The organism is Vibrio pomeroyi, assembly GCA_041879425.1.
GTDB lineage: Bacteria > Pseudomonadota > Gammaproteobacteria > Enterobacterales > Vibrionaceae > Vibrio > Vibrio pomeroyi_A.
On sequence record CP090854.1, the window covers coordinates 1,747,812 to 1,763,335 of the forward strand.

24 protein-coding genes and 2 pseudogenes are annotated in these 15,524 nt (G+C 41.7%); 25 read left to right on the forward strand and 1 reads right to left on the reverse strand.

Going from position 1 to position 15,524, the window contains the following annotated elements; translation table 11 throughout:
- Positions 1–169 precede the first annotated feature (169 nt).
- The 5 genes from L0992_07820 to L0992_07840 all read left to right on the forward strand — a co-directional run bounded on the left by L0992_07820 (position 170) and on the right by L0992_07840 (position 3,293).
- Entirely contained in the window at positions 170–634 is a 465-nt protein-coding gene (locus tag L0992_07820) for an ASCH domain-containing protein (protein XGB68579.1), read from the forward strand.
- 96 nt (positions 635–730) lie between these two features.
- Positions 731–1,687, forward strand: coding sequence for a D-2-hydroxyacid dehydrogenase family protein (locus L0992_07825; protein ID XGB68580.1), 957 nt, complete (start codon positions 731–733; stop codon positions 1,685–1,687).
- Positions 1,687–2,208 (forward strand): HAD family hydrolase, encoded by a 522-nt coding sequence (locus L0992_07830; GenBank protein ID XGB68581.1) that lies wholly within the window; start codon positions 1,687–1,689, stop codon positions 2,206–2,208. The genes L0992_07825 and L0992_07830 overlap by 1 nt, the downstream gene beginning before the upstream one ends.
- Positions 2,209–2,319: 111 nt before the next feature.
- The gene (locus L0992_07835) at positions 2,320–2,700 is read left to right on the forward strand and encodes an STAS/SEC14 domain-containing protein (GenBank protein XGB68582.1); all 381 of its coding nucleotides are present in this window, start codon (positions 2,320–2,322) and stop codon (positions 2,698–2,700) included.
- 191 nt (positions 2,701–2,891) lie between these two features.
- Positions 2,892–3,293 carry an NUDIX domain-containing protein gene (locus L0992_07840; protein ID XGB68583.1) on the forward strand — a complete coding sequence of 134 codons (402 nt, stop codon included), beginning with the start codon at positions 2,892–2,894 and terminating at the stop codon, positions 3,291–3,293.
- A gap of 30 nt (positions 3,294–3,323) precedes the next feature.
- On the opposite strand, the gene L0992_07845 is transcribed toward L0992_07840, so the two are convergent.
- Complete coding sequence (locus L0992_07845) at positions 3,324–3,725, reverse strand: YkgJ family cysteine cluster protein (GenBank protein XGB68584.1); 402 nt, start codon at positions 3,723–3,725, stop codon at positions 3,324–3,326.
- A 183-nt stretch (positions 3,726–3,908) separates the two neighbouring features.
- Here L0992_07845 and L0992_07850 point away from each other — a divergent pair, with 183 nt between their 5' ends.
- The 20 genes and pseudogenes from L0992_07850 (at position 3,909) to L0992_07945 (ending at position 15,518) form a co-directional block, all read left to right on the forward strand.
- Entirely contained in the window at positions 3,909–4,070 is a 162-nt protein-coding gene (locus tag L0992_07850; protein XGB68585.1) for a hypothetical protein, read from the forward strand.
- Complete coding sequence (locus tag L0992_07855) at positions 4,052–4,759, forward strand: pseudouridine synthase (GenBank protein ID XGB68586.1); 708 nt, start codon at positions 4,052–4,054, stop codon at positions 4,757–4,759. The genes L0992_07850 and L0992_07855 overlap by 19 nt, the downstream gene beginning before the upstream one ends.
- Positions 4,760–4,827: 68 nt before the next feature.
- Positions 4,828–5,202, forward strand: a complete 375-nt coding sequence (locus tag L0992_07860) for a VOC family protein (GenBank protein ID XGB68587.1) — start codon at positions 4,828–4,830, stop codon at positions 5,200–5,202.
- 95 nt (positions 5,203–5,297) lie between these two features.
- Positions 5,298–5,906: a sugar O-acetyltransferase gene (locus L0992_07865; GenBank protein ID XGB68588.1), complete on the forward strand. Its 609-nt coding sequence runs from the start codon at positions 5,298–5,300 to the stop codon at positions 5,904–5,906.
- 218 nt (positions 5,907–6,124) lie between these two features.
- Complete coding sequence (locus tag L0992_07870) at positions 6,125–6,469, forward strand: hypothetical protein (GenBank protein ID XGB68589.1); 345 nt, start codon at positions 6,125–6,127, stop codon at positions 6,467–6,469.
- A gap of 186 nt (positions 6,470–6,655) precedes the next feature.
- Complete coding sequence (locus L0992_07875; protein XGB68590.1) at positions 6,656–8,725, forward strand: pentapeptide repeat-containing protein; 2,070 nt, start codon at positions 6,656–6,658, stop codon at positions 8,723–8,725.
- Between the two features lie 135 nt (positions 8,726–8,860).
- Positions 8,861–8,977: a DUF3265 domain-containing protein gene (locus L0992_07880; protein XGB68591.1), complete on the forward strand. Its 117-nt coding sequence runs from the start codon at positions 8,861–8,863 to the stop codon at positions 8,975–8,977.
- A gap of 17 nt (positions 8,978–8,994) precedes the next feature.
- Entirely contained in the window at positions 8,995–9,333 is a 339-nt protein-coding gene (locus L0992_07885; GenBank protein ID XGB68592.1) for an aldehyde-activating protein, read from the forward strand.
- A gap of 140 nt (positions 9,334–9,473) precedes the next feature.
- On the forward strand, positions 9,474–9,896 hold the full coding sequence (locus L0992_07890; protein XGB68593.1) for a GNAT family N-acetyltransferase: 423 nt from the start codon (positions 9,474–9,476) through the stop codon (positions 9,894–9,896).
- 73 nt (positions 9,897–9,969) lie between these two features.
- Positions 9,970–10,548 carry an HD domain-containing protein gene (locus tag L0992_07895; protein ID XGB68594.1) on the forward strand — a complete coding sequence of 193 codons (579 nt, stop codon included), beginning with the start codon at positions 9,970–9,972 and terminating at the stop codon, positions 10,546–10,548.
- 21 nt (positions 10,549–10,569) lie between these two features.
- Complete coding sequence (locus tag L0992_07900) at positions 10,570–11,058, forward strand: ATP-binding protein (GenBank protein ID XGB68595.1); 489 nt, start codon at positions 10,570–10,572, stop codon at positions 11,056–11,058.
- A gap of 76 nt (positions 11,059–11,134) precedes the next feature.
- The gene (locus L0992_07905; GenBank protein ID XGB68596.1) at positions 11,135–11,539 is read left to right on the forward strand and encodes a DUF1801 domain-containing protein; all 405 of its coding nucleotides are present in this window, start codon (positions 11,135–11,137) and stop codon (positions 11,537–11,539) included.
- Positions 11,540–11,705: 166 nt separating this feature from the next.
- Complete coding sequence (locus tag L0992_07910) at positions 11,706–12,059, forward strand: tRNA-binding protein (GenBank protein XGB68597.1); 354 nt, start codon at positions 11,706–11,708, stop codon at positions 12,057–12,059.
- 89 nt (positions 12,060–12,148) lie between these two features.
- A pseudogene (locus tag L0992_07915) lies at positions 12,149–12,606 on the forward strand (DUF3291 domain-containing protein).
- 74 nt (positions 12,607–12,680) lie between these two features.
- The gene (locus L0992_07920) at positions 12,681–13,112 is read left to right on the forward strand and encodes a DUF2000 domain-containing protein (protein XGB68598.1); all 432 of its coding nucleotides are present in this window, start codon (positions 12,681–12,683) and stop codon (positions 13,110–13,112) included.
- A 45-nt stretch (positions 13,113–13,157) separates the two neighbouring features.
- On the forward strand, positions 13,158–13,577 hold the full coding sequence (locus L0992_07925; protein XGB68599.1) for a GNAT family N-acetyltransferase: 420 nt from the start codon (positions 13,158–13,160) through the stop codon (positions 13,575–13,577).
- Between the two features lie 26 nt (positions 13,578–13,603).
- Positions 13,604–13,777 (forward strand): annotated as a pseudogene (locus tag L0992_07930) (5-carboxymethyl-2-hydroxymuconate isomerase).
- A 116-nt stretch (positions 13,778–13,893) separates the two neighbouring features.
- The gene (gene tnpA, locus L0992_07935) at positions 13,894–14,331 is read left to right on the forward strand and encodes an IS200/IS605 family transposase (GenBank protein ID XGB68707.1); all 438 of its coding nucleotides are present in this window, start codon (positions 13,894–13,896) and stop codon (positions 14,329–14,331) included.
- Between the two features lie 295 nt (positions 14,332–14,626).
- Positions 14,627–14,983 (forward strand): hypothetical protein, encoded by a 357-nt coding sequence (locus tag L0992_07940; GenBank protein XGB68600.1) that lies wholly within the window; start codon positions 14,627–14,629, stop codon positions 14,981–14,983.
- Between the two features lie 181 nt (positions 14,984–15,164).
- Complete coding sequence (locus tag L0992_07945) at positions 15,165–15,518, forward strand: hypothetical protein (protein ID XGB68601.1); 354 nt, start codon at positions 15,165–15,167, stop codon at positions 15,516–15,518.
- Positions 15,519–15,524: the final 6 nt, after the last annotated feature.

Below are 15,524 nucleotides of genomic sequence, written 5' to 3' on the forward strand. Positions count from 1 at the left end.
CAAAGCTGCTTTTAGCTCTTCCTTTTCAGCCCCGCGACAACTCAAATCCCCATTTTGACATTCCTCAGGTTTACACCGATCTCGCTCCTTGATAGGTTACCAACATCAAGGTCTGTCGTTTACCTAAAGGCTTGTACTCACTGAGCCTTATATTGAATTTGGAACCATCATGGAAGAAAGAAGCCAAGCTTATCTCGATTGCTACCTAAACTCACTGCCGGAAGAAATGGCCAAGAAGCACACCTCATTCAGTGCTGACTATTTCTGTGGCGACGAATACAACGCCAATTTGTGCGCACAACTCATATTGAAAGGGGAAAAGCAGGCATCTTGTAGCCTTGAATATTGGTACAGCCATGAAGATGAAGTGATGCCCGTTGTCGGCCACTTGCAAGTCGTGACCGATTGGGACGGCAAGCCTATCTGTATTATTGAAATTACCTCTGTTTCCTTGTGTCCATACAATGAAGTGACCGCTGAATTTGCTGCTGCCGAAGGTGAGGGTGACAAAACTCTCGCATGGTGGAGGGAAGCGCATTGGAACTTCTTCTCACGTGAATGTGAAGAACTCAAGATCACGCCAAGTGAAGACATGATGTTGGTACTTGAGCGTTTCAAAGTGGTTCATCAATAAAAGTAAGATTTAAAAGTGCCCATTGGTTTAATTGAATCTTAAGTCGTGGCATTTTAACCTCAAAAAGCAGTCAAGCAATACAACAAGGGGTGTGTAGTGAAAATTGCAATATTGGATGATTATCAGAACGCAGTAAAAAGCCTTGCGTGCTACAACAAGTTAGAACATCACGAGGTTAAGGTATTCACAGAAAGTTACCTTGAAGACGAACTTGCGCTGAAGTTACACGACTTTGAAGCACTCGTGCTAATCCGAGAACGTACTGAAATCACCGAGTCGTTATTATCCAAGTTACCCAATCTCAAGTTAATCAGCCAAACAGGTAAAGTCAGTAACCATATCGATCCACAATTATGTGAACGCTTCGGTGTGAAGGTGCTGGAAGGGCGCGGTTCACCGGTTGCTCCTTCTGAGCTGTGTTGGGCGTTGATCATGGCGGCGTCTCGTCATATTCCTACTTACGCTTCAAACCTCAAACAGAACCAATGGCAAAATTCAGGCTCACTCGGTTTAGGTAGAACATTAAAGGGCTTAAAGCTAGGCATTTGGGGCTATGGAAAGATAGGATGCTGCATCGCGCAATATGCCAAAGCATTCGGAATGGATGTGATGGTGTGGGGAAGCCAAACCTCAAGAGACCAAGCACTGGCCGACGGATTTGAAGCGGCAGAAAACAAACACGCTTTTTTCAGTAATGTTGATGTACTTTCTTTGCACCTACGCTTGAATGACGCCACTAGAGGCTGCGTTACTGCTGAAGATCTTGGCCTAATGAAGCCAGACTCACTGTTCGTGAATATCAGCCGAGCGGAATTAGTCGAGTCAAAAGCCTTGTTTAATGAACTTACCAAGGTACCAAGCAAACGAGCGGCGATTGATGTTTTTGAAGTTGAGCCTGCTACACCAGAGACTGAACCTCTTTTAGCTTTGCCAAACGTCACTGCGACACCGCATTTAGGCTACGTTGAACAAAATAGTTACGAACTCTACTTTGATATCGCTTTCGATAATATCTTAGCTTATGAGAAAGAATCATCGATGCAGGAGGCATGATGAACAAAGCTACAAAATCAACGGTTTCAGCCAAGCTAACCAAAACCGTCTTATTTGATTGGGGTAACACCTTAATGATCGACTTCCCAGACGTACAAGGGAAAATGTGTGACTGGGAAGCCGTACAAGAAGTGAGTGGGGCACAAGCCTTGCTCGCTCAATTGTCGAAGCATCACAACATCTATATTGCCACCAATGCGGCCGATTCCAGTAAAGGTGACATCATCCGTGCATTTGAACGCGTCGGATTGTCCCAATACATTGATGGTTACTTCTGTAAGGCGAGTATTGGCTTATCTAAATACGATTCTGGTTTTTATCCTGCCATTATTGCCAAGCTCAATATCGCACCCCAAGAGGTCACTATGATTGGCGATACTCTAGAAAAAGACATTTATCCTGCGTTAGAAGCTGGTTTGCAAGTGGTTTGGCTGAACACGGAAGGAACTGAACTTAAGTCAGGGCATCCCCATATCGTGCAAGTTCAATCTTTAAGCGAATTGTCGGAGAAGAACGACTAACTCTCTGATATTCAGCCCGGATAGCGCTTGTCTGTTTTGAAGCCAACCTCTCATTTGTTATCTGGTTAATGCTCTAAGCTAAGTCTAGATTTCGAATAGAAGGGCTAGGTTATGAGTATTGAACGTCATGGAATATCGGTTGGAATTGAACGTGTTAGTTGCGAAACCATCATCGTGTTTAAAGCGAAAGGAAAGCTGACGCACGACGATTATCAAGCGATGATACCAATCTTAAAAACAACAATAGAAGAGCTCGACTCTTCCGCATTGAAGATACTGGTCGACATCTCAACATTAACCGGTTGGGAGCTGCGCGCCGCATGGGACGATTTCAAACTTGGACTAGAGCTCAACTCTAAGATCGACAAGATTGCGATTTGCGGCGATAAAAGCTGGCAAGAACTGGCATCAAAAGTCGGCAGTTGGTTTGTGTCTGGCGATATCAAGTCATCTGAAGATTACGATTCTGCGATAGAGTGGTTGATTGACTAACTCATTCGCGGTTCAATTGTTGTCGCTGGTGGTAAGCGGAAGGAACCGCCTTGAAGGCTGTCGTCTATCTCTTCTCAAGGCCATTTCTTAAGTAATCCAATAGAATATGTTTATCGCTGCATGTAACATGCGCCTACCGCGATACGATCGCGCTAACTAGAATAATAAGCAAAATAACAAGGTCTAAGAACATGAATAAGGTAATTGATAAGCTCGCTTGGATATTCATTAAAGATGGCAAGCTGTTGATGGTGAGATCAAAAGGCAAAGAACTGTTTTACTTACCGGGCGGAAAGCGTGAAGCAGGGGAAAGTGACGAGCAAGCACTGGTTCGTGAAATCAAAGAAGAGATTTCAGTCGATTTGGTACCTGATTCAATCAAATACGTCGAGACATTTACCGGTCAGGCCGATGGCAAAGCAGAAGGCGTATCGGTGCAATTGACTTGTTACGCTGCAGATTACACAGGTGAACTGTCTCCAGATGCCGAAATCGAAGAGCTCAAATTTGTTGATGGCAACGACAGAGCGGTATGTTCATTAGCAGCACTGGTTGCGCTAGATTGGTTAGAAGAGAACCAGTACTTAGCTTAACGGTTGAGTACGATCCTCAAAGGATCCCTATTATGAAAAGCTTGAAGGGCGGCTATCTTTCATTAGAAGGTCGAGTTTTCTTTGAGCTTTTTTCGTATCTTGCAGATCCACCACCTCAATCATTTCGCAATCATCCCTCACCATCTCATTGATTAGGCTAGGGTAGTGTCGGCAATCTTCCGGTCGGTCTAAGTAAATACTGCATGTGTATTTGGCTTGGGCATTCGTGTCTTTATTCGGGACGAGTTCTAGAAACGGGCAACGAGTTAGGCGTTCGCCAGATTCAGGATCAAACCAAATCTCACTACCGCGAACATATTCAAAGATGTCTGGGTTGAACAGCTCCCACAAATCAATCTCTTCTTGAGTTGCGGCAAGATCACCATCGCCATATTTGATACAGCATTTTCCGCATTGATTACAATCTTTCATTCGTGGCTTCTTAGTTAACTTACTCTTCTAATATTATCACTGATACGATGCGGCACGTTGATTTTGTTGCTCAGAGCTCAAAAAGAGGGCAAGGAACAAACAATCATTAGCAAAGTGAACCGCCGAAGCACAGTAAACAGTGATACAATTTCTCTTCGTAAGTTATTAATACAAAGGCTCCAAATGAGAACAATCTATACCACTGAAGGCGACATCAACGCAAAGAAACAGAAAGACGCTTATCCAAAACTGGCGTTATGTGAAAACTGCGTGCGTGACTATGTGGTGATTGAACAAGGTGAGCGCACTTACAAGCCTTGTGCTAAATGTGGTGCAGACGATTAATGCGCCTTGATAAATACCTTTGTAAAAGCACAGACCTCGCTAAACCACAAGCGACTGAAAGAATCCATAATGGTGAGGTAAGTGTAAACGGTGAAGTGGTGATTGATGAATCCACTCAGGTTCATGAAAGTAACAACATATTGCTCAATGGCGACGTATTAACGCTACGCGCATTTCGATACATCTTAATGCACAAGCCAGCAGGTACCATCTGTTCCAATATAGATGAAGTGTATCCATCGCTTTTCAATTATCTTGAGGTGGATAAAGCCTCTGAACTGCACATCGCAGGGCGGTTAGACGCCGATACTACAGGCTTAGTGCTGATCACCGATGATGGACGTTGGTCTTTCAATATCACACTGCCAACTAAGTCGTGTAAAAAGGTGTATCGTGTGACATTGTCACGTGACATCAAAGACGATGTCGCAGATAAATTCAAAGCGGGGGTTCAGCTGCAAGGTGAGAAGAATCCCACGCGCCCCGCAGAACTAGAAGTAATAAGCCCGAAAGAAGTGCTACTGACCATCACAGAAGGTAAGTTTCATCAGGTTAAACGAATGTTTTCTGCCGTTGGAAACCGAGTGGTAGGGCTACACAGAGAGCAAATAGGCGATGTCAGTTTAGATGTCGAAGAAGGCCAGTGGCGCTACCTCACCGAAGATGAAGTTAGCTCTTTCAGCCAGTAACTTAAAACAAATTAAAGCATAAAGCCTAGCGATACTTCTGGGCTTTAAAACAGAAGGAATTGTTTACCATGGAAAACCTCAAAGTCACTGAAATAAAGTCGTTCGTACCCGCGAAAGACTTCGACTTATCAAAGCGTTTTTATCAAACTCTAGGCTTTGAAATTATGTCGGAGTTCCATGATATTGCTTATTTTCGTCACGGCGATTATGCATTCCTTTTACAAGATTTTTACGAACCTGCGCACTGTCACAATTACATGATGCACTTGCTGATGGAAGACGTAAAAAGTTGGTATCAACACGTGCAAAACTCTAATGTAATGACGGAATTTGAAGTAACCGTTACTGAGGTTATAGAGCAGCCTTGGGGAATGCTTGAGTTTTGTATCACTGACCCAAGTGGTGTGCTTTGGCGTGTTGCCGAGAACATCAGGCCACGTTAGCTCGTAAACTTGTTTTAAGGCCAGTGAAACGCTTCAAATTATCCATATATCGCTTAATTTATACCGCTCTCGGTAATTATCAAATAGGTTACAACATGGATATAAAGGCTAAAATGCACAACCAAGACGTTTATTATTGTGATGACGTTGATCTGGTCGCCGAGCAAACACAATGCTTAGAAGTGCTTTACGATTTCAACCACACTCGTCCGAGTGAAGGTGACAAACGCCAACAAATCATGAAGCAACTGTTCGCAGAAGTCGGCGAGGGTTGTTACATCGAGCCACCACTTCATGCCAATTGGGGTCGTCACACTCATCTAGGCAATAACGTATACGTAAACTTCAACCTAACGCTTGTTGACGACACCGACGTGTTCATCGGTGATAACGTAATGATTGCACCTAACGTCACCATCGCGACAGGCACACATCCCATCAGCCCAGAACTTAGGCTCAAAGCCGCGCAATTCAATGTTCCTGTACGTATCGGCAACAATGTATGGCTTGGCGCACACACCGTTGTATTACCGGGCGTCACGATAGGTGAAAACTCGGTTATTGGAGCGGGCAGCATAGTCACCAAAGACATCCCAGCCAATGTGGTTGCCGTAGGTAACCCTTGCAAAGTGGTCAGAGAAATCAACGAGCGCGACCGAGAGTACTACCACAAAGATCGACGCATTCCAGACGAGCTTAAATAAGCTATCCTGACCAGATTCTTAATGTGGGAGTTTGGTCATACTAGACAGAAAGATTCTGCATTTTCACGAGTACCGACGCTAGCTGTTATATAAGTCGTTATTATATAATTGCTAGGTTGCATATGAGATGTGAACGGTAGAAACTAGACAGAATTAATCTGCATTTAAATACAGAATTTTTCTGTCTAATAGAGCTGTTATACAAAAAGGAGAGCAAGGTGACAATTAACATCGCTAAGTTGCCTATGTATTTATTGGTATCATCAGTAACGGCCTTTTTAGCTGGGGTTTTGAGTGTAATCACGATGATGATGGGCGGCTTCTTAGTGATTCCCGCTATTCAGACTTGGTTCATGATGAAGTATCAACAAGGGAATTATTGGGTGTCAGGAGCCATCGCATTTGTTCCTTGGATTATCATTTACTTGTATACAAAGGAACAGCCAAATCTTACACAAGTGGCGTTCAATTTAGCATGTAGGTCAGCAATTGCTGGGATTCTTATTTACGGAGTTAGATATCATGTATGTCCGAAAATTACGGACTATTGGCCGAGTAGATAATTTTGTATAACAAAGCGTTTAAGACGGATTCCCAACGCTTGGCATTTGCGGTTTGATTCAGCTTTAGTGTTTACGACACAATGGTTTAGGTAAGTTGGTAGCGTTGCTCACCACTTAACGCGGCGTTAGTAGCATAATTGACTTCGCCAAAACCTATTTTTCATTATTAGCAACTATCGGTGGTTTATGGAAACAACTAGCTTTATTTCAACAAAAGTAGCTACAAAGTTATTAAAGGCTTTAACTCAAGTACTAAAAAATAGTGTTGATAAGCGTAATAAAGAGTTGGTTAGAATCAATGATGTATTTGGTAATTGTGAGGAACTTGCTAAGTTTTACATTCAACCAGATTGTCAGCAGGTTAACCCTGCTGACGAGCTTGAAGATGAAACAATATCATCAATAAGAGCTGGAGTTTTTGAAACTATAAACAAATTCTTTAATCGGGACATTGTGACTAGGGACGGGGCAAGTCAGATGTTTGTTCTCGCCGATGCAGGAATGGGCAAAACATCTTTATTGATGATGGTTAAGTTAAGTCATTTGATGGCTTTCTGGCCGAAAAATTATGAATGTAAATTATTGAAATTAGGTTCTACGACCCTAAGTGATATCGACAAGATCGAGAACAAAAGCCAAACTGTTCTATTACTAGACTCACTCGATGAAGATACTCAGTGTAAGCAAGGTGGCACAATTGAGCGGCTTACTAAGATACTTGAAGCTACTAGCTGCTTTTATCGTGTAGTGATTACTTGCCGTACTCAATTTTTTCCTGAAACGGCAGAGTCTGCTTTTAATACAATGGGCAAAATATCATTTAATAATTATGATTGTCCGTTAGTTTATCTTTCTCTGTTTACTGATGAGCAGGTTGATGCATATTTAGACAAACGTTACCCTAGAAGCTTAAAGTACTTATTTAATCAATTTTATAACCCTAAATTACACGATGCTAAACAATCAATAAGAAGTATAGGTTCACTTCAATTTCGACCGTTCTTGTTATCGCACGTCGAGACTTTATTGGAAAGCCACCGACAAGGGGCGACAGAGTATGAGTTATATAAAGGTTTAGTTGATACATGGTTGAATCGCGAAGTCATTAAACTAAGGAAGCATCATGGTAAAAATGTCAATAAGGAGGATTTGCTCAAAGCTTGTATTTGGCTAGCGGAAACGATGCAGCGACAAGGTACACATACAGTAGCTTTGAAGCACATTCAGCAATTATGTCACTGTGAATCTCATATCATTCTACTAAATGACTCAGCCGACAGGGTCATTGAAGGGATTGATCACATTGATATTGGTACTAATTCATTACTTAATCGCAATTCATACGGTGAGTTTAGGTTTTCTCACTTAAGCATTAGAGAGTTTCTAATCGTGTATGGAGTTGAACTCGGTATTCTTGTTGATAGAGGGGATCCATTCCATAAGACCGACAATATGCTTAAGTTTATTAAAACCGTAAACAAATATAAAGTTGGACTGTTTTCTAACGAAAAAAATGGGTATTTGTTGACAGGGTTTAAGCTTTTGGAAGGTAGCCAATTATCTGGATTTGATCTGACGTATGCATCATTGGAACAGAGTGATTTAAGGAAAGCCGTACTTAACGGTATAAAATTGGAGGGAGCAAATCTACAGGGGGCTAATTTGGATGGAGCCAACTTGGAAGGGGCCAATTTAAAAGGAGCTAATTTACAAGGGGTAAGTTTGCAGGGGGCTAACTTGCAAGGCGCAAACCTAAAAGATGCAAGTTTACATAAAGCTTTCCTTAATGGTGCCATTCTTGATAATGCAAATCTGAATGGTGCAACGTTAACTGGTGCACAATTAACCATCTTAAAATCCTCCCAGAATAATATGACTACTCTGAAGAATGCAGACCTCAGAATGGCAGACTTAAGTGAAGCGAACTTGGAAGGCGCAGACTTAACAAAAGTTTGTTTAACAAGTGCTAAGCTTCAAGCGTCACTATGTTCACGAACAAACTTTAGTAAGGCTAGTCTTGATAGTGCAGACTTTAAAAGTTCTATATTTGTTAATGCAAATTTTGAGAAAGCTGATCTTACCCAAGCTGATTTTGGAGGCTGTGATTTTACGAATGCAAATTTACAAGGCGCAGAGTTGAGTGGTTGTGATTTAACTCAAGCTCGTTTAACCAGTTCCAATATAACTGACAGTCAACGAGGTGTGGCAATTTTTAGAAAGTATAAAAATGAAAAGCCAAATGAACTGGTACAATAATTTAAAGTACACAAATGGTTGTAACTGTACTTTCGATGGCGTTTATTAGACCTACCTCTGATTGACTGGGGATTTTTCCATTTTTTCTCATGTGTGTTGGACATGTATTTAAATGAAAGCTGTCAATCGTATATCATGCTACTAACAAACTGTTTAAGAGTGATTCGCAACGCGTGGCATTTTTCAATATGTGTTGTGGTATGTAGCGTCTTTTGTATTGCGTTACTGACTCCTTTACTTGGTTTGATGTGAATACAGGGAATTATTGCATGGAATTAAAGTGTCACTGTGGGAATGTAAGTTTGGTATTAAGTTCGCTCCCTAAAGAAGTTGGCGAGTGTAACTGTTCTATTTGTCGTCGTTATGCAGCGGCTTGGGCGTACTTTTCTCCCGAGCAAGTTCAAATCAATATGATTGAACAAACTGACTTTTACTGTTGGGGAGACAAAGAAGTAGAGTTTCACCGCTGTAATTCATGTGGCTGCCTGACACATTATGTAACAACGCAGAAATGCTCCGAAGATATTTTGGCAGTAAATATGAGAATGGCTGAAAATGAAGTTATCTCGCGTATTCCTGTTCGTAAGATCAATGGCGCGTCGTATTAAGCCCAAACAATAAAATGGAACAGATTTTCAATGTTCGGCAATTTGGGGCTGAATCGGCTTTTAGTACAGTTGTTTATACCACTCTTATTTAGGTAAGCTGCCAGCACAGTACACACGTAAATTGAGCGTTCGGGGATTCAATGATTTCGTACCAGCAAACAAAAGATCTACCGGCTTCGGCGAAGATGACTTTTTTAAATATGCGTTCTTACTATGAGCAATACTCGGTCGAATGGGATTGCTCAAAAATCGAAGAGCAAATTCGCAATTTGACCAACTTTGATATTTTGCTCAATGGTGAAATCGTTGGTGCTATCCGTTTAGTGTTTGATGATAACAGTTGTTACATTCGAGACTTACAGGTTAGCGAACAACACCAAGGTAAAGGGATTGGTGAGTTTGCCTTTGCTGAGTGTGAGCGCTTAGCGGTTGAGTCAGGTGTAAATCGACTTAAGTTGCGAGTCTTTAAAATCAGCCCTGCATTCCGACTTTATGAAAGAGTGGGCTTTGTAGTTGATAGCTCTGATGATAGGTTCTACAACATGTCCAAAAAGTTCTTGTAGCCAACTGTTGGTGTTAAGTGCAGGTTCTCACACTTGACACCAAGTGCACCATGAGTTCACCGGAAATAATGTGATGAAAAATATAGAAATAGAAGGCGTCTTGGAGTTTTTAAGAGGTGCAGAGCAGCTTAAGAACACATTGCGAACAGCTCGTACTTCAAATGGTCGACATGAAAGTACCGCTGAACACACTTGGCGTTTATGTTTGATGGTGATGATGTTCTCAGAGCAGTACCCACATATTGATTCGCTCAAATTAATAAAGATGTGCATTATTCATGATTTGGGTGAAGCCATTGGTGGTGATATTGCCGCCATTGATCAAGTAGAAGGTTCGAATAAAGGAGAGCAAGAAAGGCAGGATCTGATTACTTTGATTGCTCCTCTCCCTGATAAGTTGCAACAAGATATTCTTGTGCTTTGGGATGAATACGAAAACGCGTCATCAGAAGAAGCAAAGTTAGCTAAAGCTCTCGATAAAATCGAAACCTTGCTACAGCATACTCAAGGGCAAAACCCAGATGACTTTGATTATGGTTTCAATTTGTCTTACGGCAGAAAGTACACCGACAGCGACGAACTCACAGCTTCGGTTCGTGCCATCATAGACAAAGACACAGAATCTTTAGCATCAGCAAATAACACGCTTTAAAGACCAAGGTAACGAGAAACTATGACTAAAATCTATTTCGTGTGTGGCTTTATTGGTTCAGGGAAAACGACCTATTCCAAGCAGCTTGCAGATAAGCATGGCGCTTTTCGTTTTTCAATTGATGAGTGGATGATCCCTTTGTATGGCGAGCATATGGAGCGTGAGCTATTTGATCAACGTTTAGCTACGCTTCAAGAGTTATTCAAAGAATCGGCACAGCAATTATTTACTCTTGGCGTTCCTGTTATTTTTGACTTCGGTTTTTGGCGCAAAGCAGATCGAGACAACTTTACAAATTGGGCAGAACAGTTAGGTGTCGAAAGTGAAGTTCATTACCTTGATGTTTCATTTGATACTTGTAAACAGAGAGCAGTAGCACGTAATTCTGAGTTGCATGGCAAGTCATACGAGATGACACCGGAAATGCTCGAATTGTTTTGGTCATGGTTTGAGATACCAACACCAAACGAAGACGTTGTTTGGGTTGAGCGTGACGGCCAATCGAAGTAATAACTCAACATGTAAAACAGATTTATTATGTGTGGTATTGAGCTCTGATTTAAGGTTACTGGAATAGGAGGTTTCAATGGACAAGGCAGTCAAAGATCGTTTCGAAGAGTATCCAGAAAATGCTCGAGTTCGGCTTGAAGAGTTACGAGAACTTATCTTCAAACTATCATCCTATTTGGAGTTGGGCGAAGTGGAAGAGTCGTTGAAGTGGGGAGAACCCAGTTACAGCGTAAAGACGGGCAGCCCCATTCGAATCGACTGGAAATTGAAATCACCGAATAACTATTACCTGTACTTCAACTGTCAAACAAAGTTGGTAGACACGTTTCGAGAGTTGCATGGTGATGTATTGCGGTTTCAAGGTAATAGGGCGGTTGAATTACGCTTATCCAACCCGCTGCCAGAGCCTGAAATTAAACATTGTCTAGAGCTTGCTTTAACATATCACCAACGAAAACACCTACCGCTTCTGGGCTCGTGATATTTTATCACGAAGTATCTGATTTATCTCACCAATCGAGAAAGTTGCTCGCGGTCTCGTTAAAGACCAATTGTTCAGCTCTGCGAGTGCCAAAAGATAATAAAGAATTTATGATGGACTCTTAACGCTTGGTATTTTCGGCTTAAGTCATTATGAGGATAGAAATATGGAACACGCTCCAATCAAAGATGAAATCACGTTTGATGATTTTGCGAAAATCGACATTCGTGTGGGTTTAATCACCGAGGTTTCTGAAGTCGCTAAATCCGATAAGTTAATGAAGCTGAGAGTAGATTTTGGCGATCATCAACGTTCAATCTTGGCGGGTATAAAGCAAGAACGAGAAAACCCGAAGGAAATTGAAGGCAAGCAAGCGTTGTTTGTCGTGAACTTGCCAGAAAGAAAGATGGCAGGTGAAGTGTCTCAAGGAATGTTGTTCGACATCGGTTACGAAGACAAACTGAAACCCTGCCTAGCTTGCCCAGAAACGGAGATGCCAAACGGCGCTAGAGCGGGTTAATGTAGACACTTGGATGCTGGAAGTTAGCGAGTATATCGCTAACTACAGTGTTTTCTATTTTTATCATAATTATTCAAGGAAGAAGCATTGTGAAATTAGCTCAATTAAATATTGCTCTAGCGAAGTACGCTTTAGATGCACCAGAAATCAAAGACTTTGTCGATAATCTGGATAAGGTGAATGGTATCGCAGAAAGTAGTGAAGGCTTTGTTTGGCGCCTCAAAGACGAATCTGGTGATGCAACCAATATCAAAGCGTTCGATGATCCGAATATGATCGTCAATATGTCAGTTTGGGACTCAGTAGATTCTTTGAAGAACTTTATGTTTAGAACTCATCACCGTGACTTCATGCGAAGAAAGGGTGAGTGGTTTCATCGCTTAGCGGAAGACACCTATGTGCTTTGGTGGGTTGAAGATGATCACATTCCAAGCCTTGATGAAGCGATTGAGCGATTGAGCGATTAGAGCACCTAAGACAAACGGGTGATTCGCCTTATGCGTTTACATTCAAAACCAATTTTACAGAGTCAGAAGCTCCTAGATGAAGCACTTGCAATGTCTACACCTCGGTAATACGTTATAAAGCTAATGTATTGCCGCCAACAATTAAGGGGACGCAGTGAGCACTTTGCCAGATGAAAACCAGAAACGATTTATTGCTGTTTTAAGTAAGAAGATGGATTTGGGAAGAACGCTGAATGTACTAGGGCATTTGAGTGTTGGCTTGTCGAATCAATTGAATGAGGGTGAAACCTGTTACGTTGACTATCAAGATATGGATGATGGCACTCACCCTAATTTGTCTCATTATCCTTTCATTGTTTTGAAAGCCGACAATTCGAACAAGCTTCGAAAAGTACGTGAAGAGGCCATTAGCCGCGGTATCAAATTCACTGATTTCACGAGCACGATGATCGAAGGTGGTTCTGTCGAGCAACAACAGAGAACGAAAGAAACCAAAGAGGCGGATCTAGAATATTTAGGTGTATGCCTATTTGGTGACACTGAAACCCTCCGCGAATTTACCAAGAAGTTTAGCCTTTATAAGTAAGTTTTGGTTCACACCGTCAAACGTTTATCCCGGATTAGTAAAAACATGGAATACAAACTCGATATTGAGCCATCAGACGGGGACATTAACGAAGTCCGGGGCGGTTTAATCAAGCACAACACGTCATTTCTTGAAGGTATACCCAAATCTCAAGTGGGTTACTATGCCTTGGAAGGTGATAATAAAGTCGGTGGCATTATTGCTGATCTTTGGGGGAATTGGTTGTTGATTAAGTTTCTTTGGGTAGACGACTCGATGAGAGGAAAACAAGTGGGAGGAAAGCTTCTACAACTCGTTGAAGAGTACGCGCAAACCCAAGGTTGTACATCGTCACTTGTCGACACCTTAAGCTTTCAAGCCAAGCCTTTCTATGAAAAACATGGCTATGAATGCCAAATGGTGTTGGAGAATTACCCAGTAGATTCATCATTATCATTTCTTACTAAGACGCTGGCCAAGCTGTAAATCACACAATAATTAAGGAGCAAAAGTTGCCTCATTGTATTATCGAACATTCCTCTATGATCAATCCGGATCAGCTGAACAACAAAGTATTCTTAGGAGCATTGAACTCCGGCTTATTTGAAGCAGACGGACGAGACATTAAAGTTCGAAGTGTTGCTTATGAGCACTACCAAACAGGTACAACCAAAGAAGATTTTATTGGCTCCTCAAAACCACCGCCTAGGGCGGTGGTGATTGTTCCTTGAGGCTATAGCCTGAAGAAGTGCCCATGTTAGAAGTAACCTCTTATTCACCACAAGTAAGAGGAAACAACCACATGGGCGATTACAGAAGTTCATCACATGTCTATTGGCGTTGCAAATACCATATAGTTTGGACTCCAAAGTACAGATATAAGATTTTGAAAGATAAGGTAGGAAAGGAGCTTTATCGTTCAATCTATATTTTGTGCAATATGAAAGACTGCGAAGTTTTAGAATTAAACGTTCAACCAGATCATGTTCATCTTGTTGTCATTATTCCTCCCAAGTTATCAGTATCGAGTTTGTTAGGAGTTTTAAAAGGCCGAACAGCAATTCGACTTTTCAATAGATTCCCACATATACGTAAGAAATTATGGGGAAATCACTTTTGGGCTAGAGGGTATTTTGTAGATACGGTCGGTGTGAATGAAGAAGTCATTCGGCGATATGTACGACACCAAGATAAGCAGGACATAGAGTATGAACAACAATTACAGTTATTGAAGAACTGATAGCGCGGACGCCCCCTTTTAGGGGGTTATAAAGCAAAACCGCCTTCTAAGAAGGCGGATATTTTTTCACGTTACACTGCGTATATTGTCGGGTCGTAGCGATGCACATAAAGCCACTTTATCAAACACAGTGATGACGCAATTAGAGTCTTTGTCATTGGTGGATGCCTCCATTACGATAGAAGTGGTCGATATGGACCGAAGCAGCTACAGCAAGGTTATTGTTTAGCGCTTATATTCGCAGTCCTTAATTGGCATTGTACTCACACTAAAATTTAGCCTTAGGAGCATGGGAATGCTGTTTGACCGAAAATCTGAGCCTTCAGTTGATGGCGCTGAATTATGCTCTGAGCTGACCGATTTCTTAACTGAAATTGCGAGTGAGTTTGAAAGTAAACTTGTTCCGGATTTGTCGTACATCGATGAAATGGCACATGTCGTTAACGGCATTAATATCAAAAACGTGGTCCATATGAGCGAGAATCAATATCGACTTGAGTATTCATTTGATTGGGAGCTTTTTCTAGGTTGTTCAGATAGGAACGAAACCGGTGTGGAAAATGGGCGTGTGCTGTTTATATTGGAAGGCGATAACTTCCTCAAGTTTAATTTTCCTGACAATAGCTCTCGCGATACACGTGACGAGTTTTAATCTCGCCAGCTAGATGTTGGGTTATCAATCAATTCAAAATTTCGAATAGACCATTAACACATGGCACTTTCCTACCGAAGCATGGTCATATGCTTCGAACTATCTGTTCAGAGTACTGCGCTCGTTGCTATGACTGGCGCAAAATCAATTACCGCATTCTAAAAACGATAAAATGAAAAATATGAAACCTATATTATTAGCATCAGCTTTAATGGTGTTGGTCGGCTGTTCCGATCAAGTTACGAATGAATATTCAACTTATGCAGAAGCGAAAAGCGATAACCTGTTTGATAGAGGCTGGTTGCCAGATATTCTTCCTCAGTCGACAACGAGTATCGAGGTTACCAATGACCTAGATAACAACAGTTCGAATGGTCAATTCATTATAGAAAGTGCTGCGATTGATGGCTTTCTGACTATGGTTGAACCAACGCAGAGTGAAGACAAGTATCGTTATGTCGAAGGGATCAATGAATGGACTTTCACGATAACCGCCGAAGGGCATGTGACGTACACTTTGAGTACTCAAGAGTAGGTCACC

Coding starts and splice junctions, on each gene's coding strand:
- L0992_07860 (XGB68587.1), top strand. CDS start 4,828: ATGGAAAACCTCAAAGTCACTGAAATAAAGTCGTTCGTACCCGCGAAA.
- L0992_07855 (XGB68586.1), top strand. CDS start 4,052: ATGTGGTGCAGACGATTAATGCGCCTTGATAAATACCTTTGTAAAAGC.
- L0992_07925 (XGB68599.1), top strand. CDS start 13,158: ATGGAATACAAACTCGATATTGAGCCATCAGACGGGGACATTAACGAA.
- L0992_07830 (XGB68581.1), top strand. CDS start 1,687: ATGAACAAAGCTACAAAATCAACGGTTTCAGCCAAGCTAACCAAAACC.
- L0992_07885 (XGB68592.1), top strand. CDS start 8,995: ATGGAATTAAAGTGTCACTGTGGGAATGTAAGTTTGGTATTAAGTTCG.
- L0992_07845 (XGB68584.1), bottom strand. CDS start 3,725: ATGAAAGATTGTAATCAATGCGGAAAATGCTGTATCAAATATGGCGAT.
- L0992_07875 (XGB68590.1), top strand. CDS start 6,656: ATGGAAACAACTAGCTTTATTTCAACAAAAGTAGCTACAAAGTTATTA.
- L0992_07895 (XGB68594.1), top strand. CDS start 9,970: ATGAAAAATATAGAAATAGAAGGCGTCTTGGAGTTTTTAAGAGGTGCA.
- L0992_07905 (XGB68596.1), top strand. CDS start 11,135: ATGGACAAGGCAGTCAAAGATCGTTTCGAAGAGTATCCAGAAAATGCT.
- L0992_07820 (XGB68579.1), top strand. CDS start 170: ATGGAAGAAAGAAGCCAAGCTTATCTCGATTGCTACCTAAACTCACTG.
- L0992_07835 (XGB68582.1), top strand. CDS start 2,320: ATGAGTATTGAACGTCATGGAATATCGGTTGGAATTGAACGTGTTAGT.
- L0992_07840 (XGB68583.1), top strand. CDS start 2,892: ATGAATAAGGTAATTGATAAGCTCGCTTGGATATTCATTAAAGATGGC.
- L0992_07940 (XGB68600.1), top strand. CDS start 14,627: ATGCTGTTTGACCGAAAATCTGAGCCTTCAGTTGATGGCGCTGAATTA.
- L0992_07910 (XGB68597.1), top strand. CDS start 11,706: ATGGAACACGCTCCAATCAAAGATGAAATCACGTTTGATGATTTTGCG.
- L0992_07850 (XGB68585.1), top strand. CDS start 3,909: ATGAGAACAATCTATACCACTGAAGGCGACATCAACGCAAAGAAACAG.
- tnpA (XGB68707.1), top strand. CDS start 13,894: ATGGGCGATTACAGAAGTTCATCACATGTCTATTGGCGTTGCAAATAC.
- L0992_07945 (XGB68601.1), top strand. CDS start 15,165: ATGAAACCTATATTATTAGCATCAGCTTTAATGGTGTTGGTCGGCTGT.
- L0992_07880 (XGB68591.1), top strand. CDS start 8,861: ATGCTACTAACAAACTGTTTAAGAGTGATTCGCAACGCGTGGCATTTT.
- L0992_07900 (XGB68595.1), top strand. CDS start 10,570: ATGACTAAAATCTATTTCGTGTGTGGCTTTATTGGTTCAGGGAAAACG.
- L0992_07890 (XGB68593.1), top strand. CDS start 9,474: ATGATTTCGTACCAGCAAACAAAAGATCTACCGGCTTCGGCGAAGATG.
- L0992_07865 (XGB68588.1), top strand. CDS start 5,298: ATGGATATAAAGGCTAAAATGCACAACCAAGACGTTTATTATTGTGAT.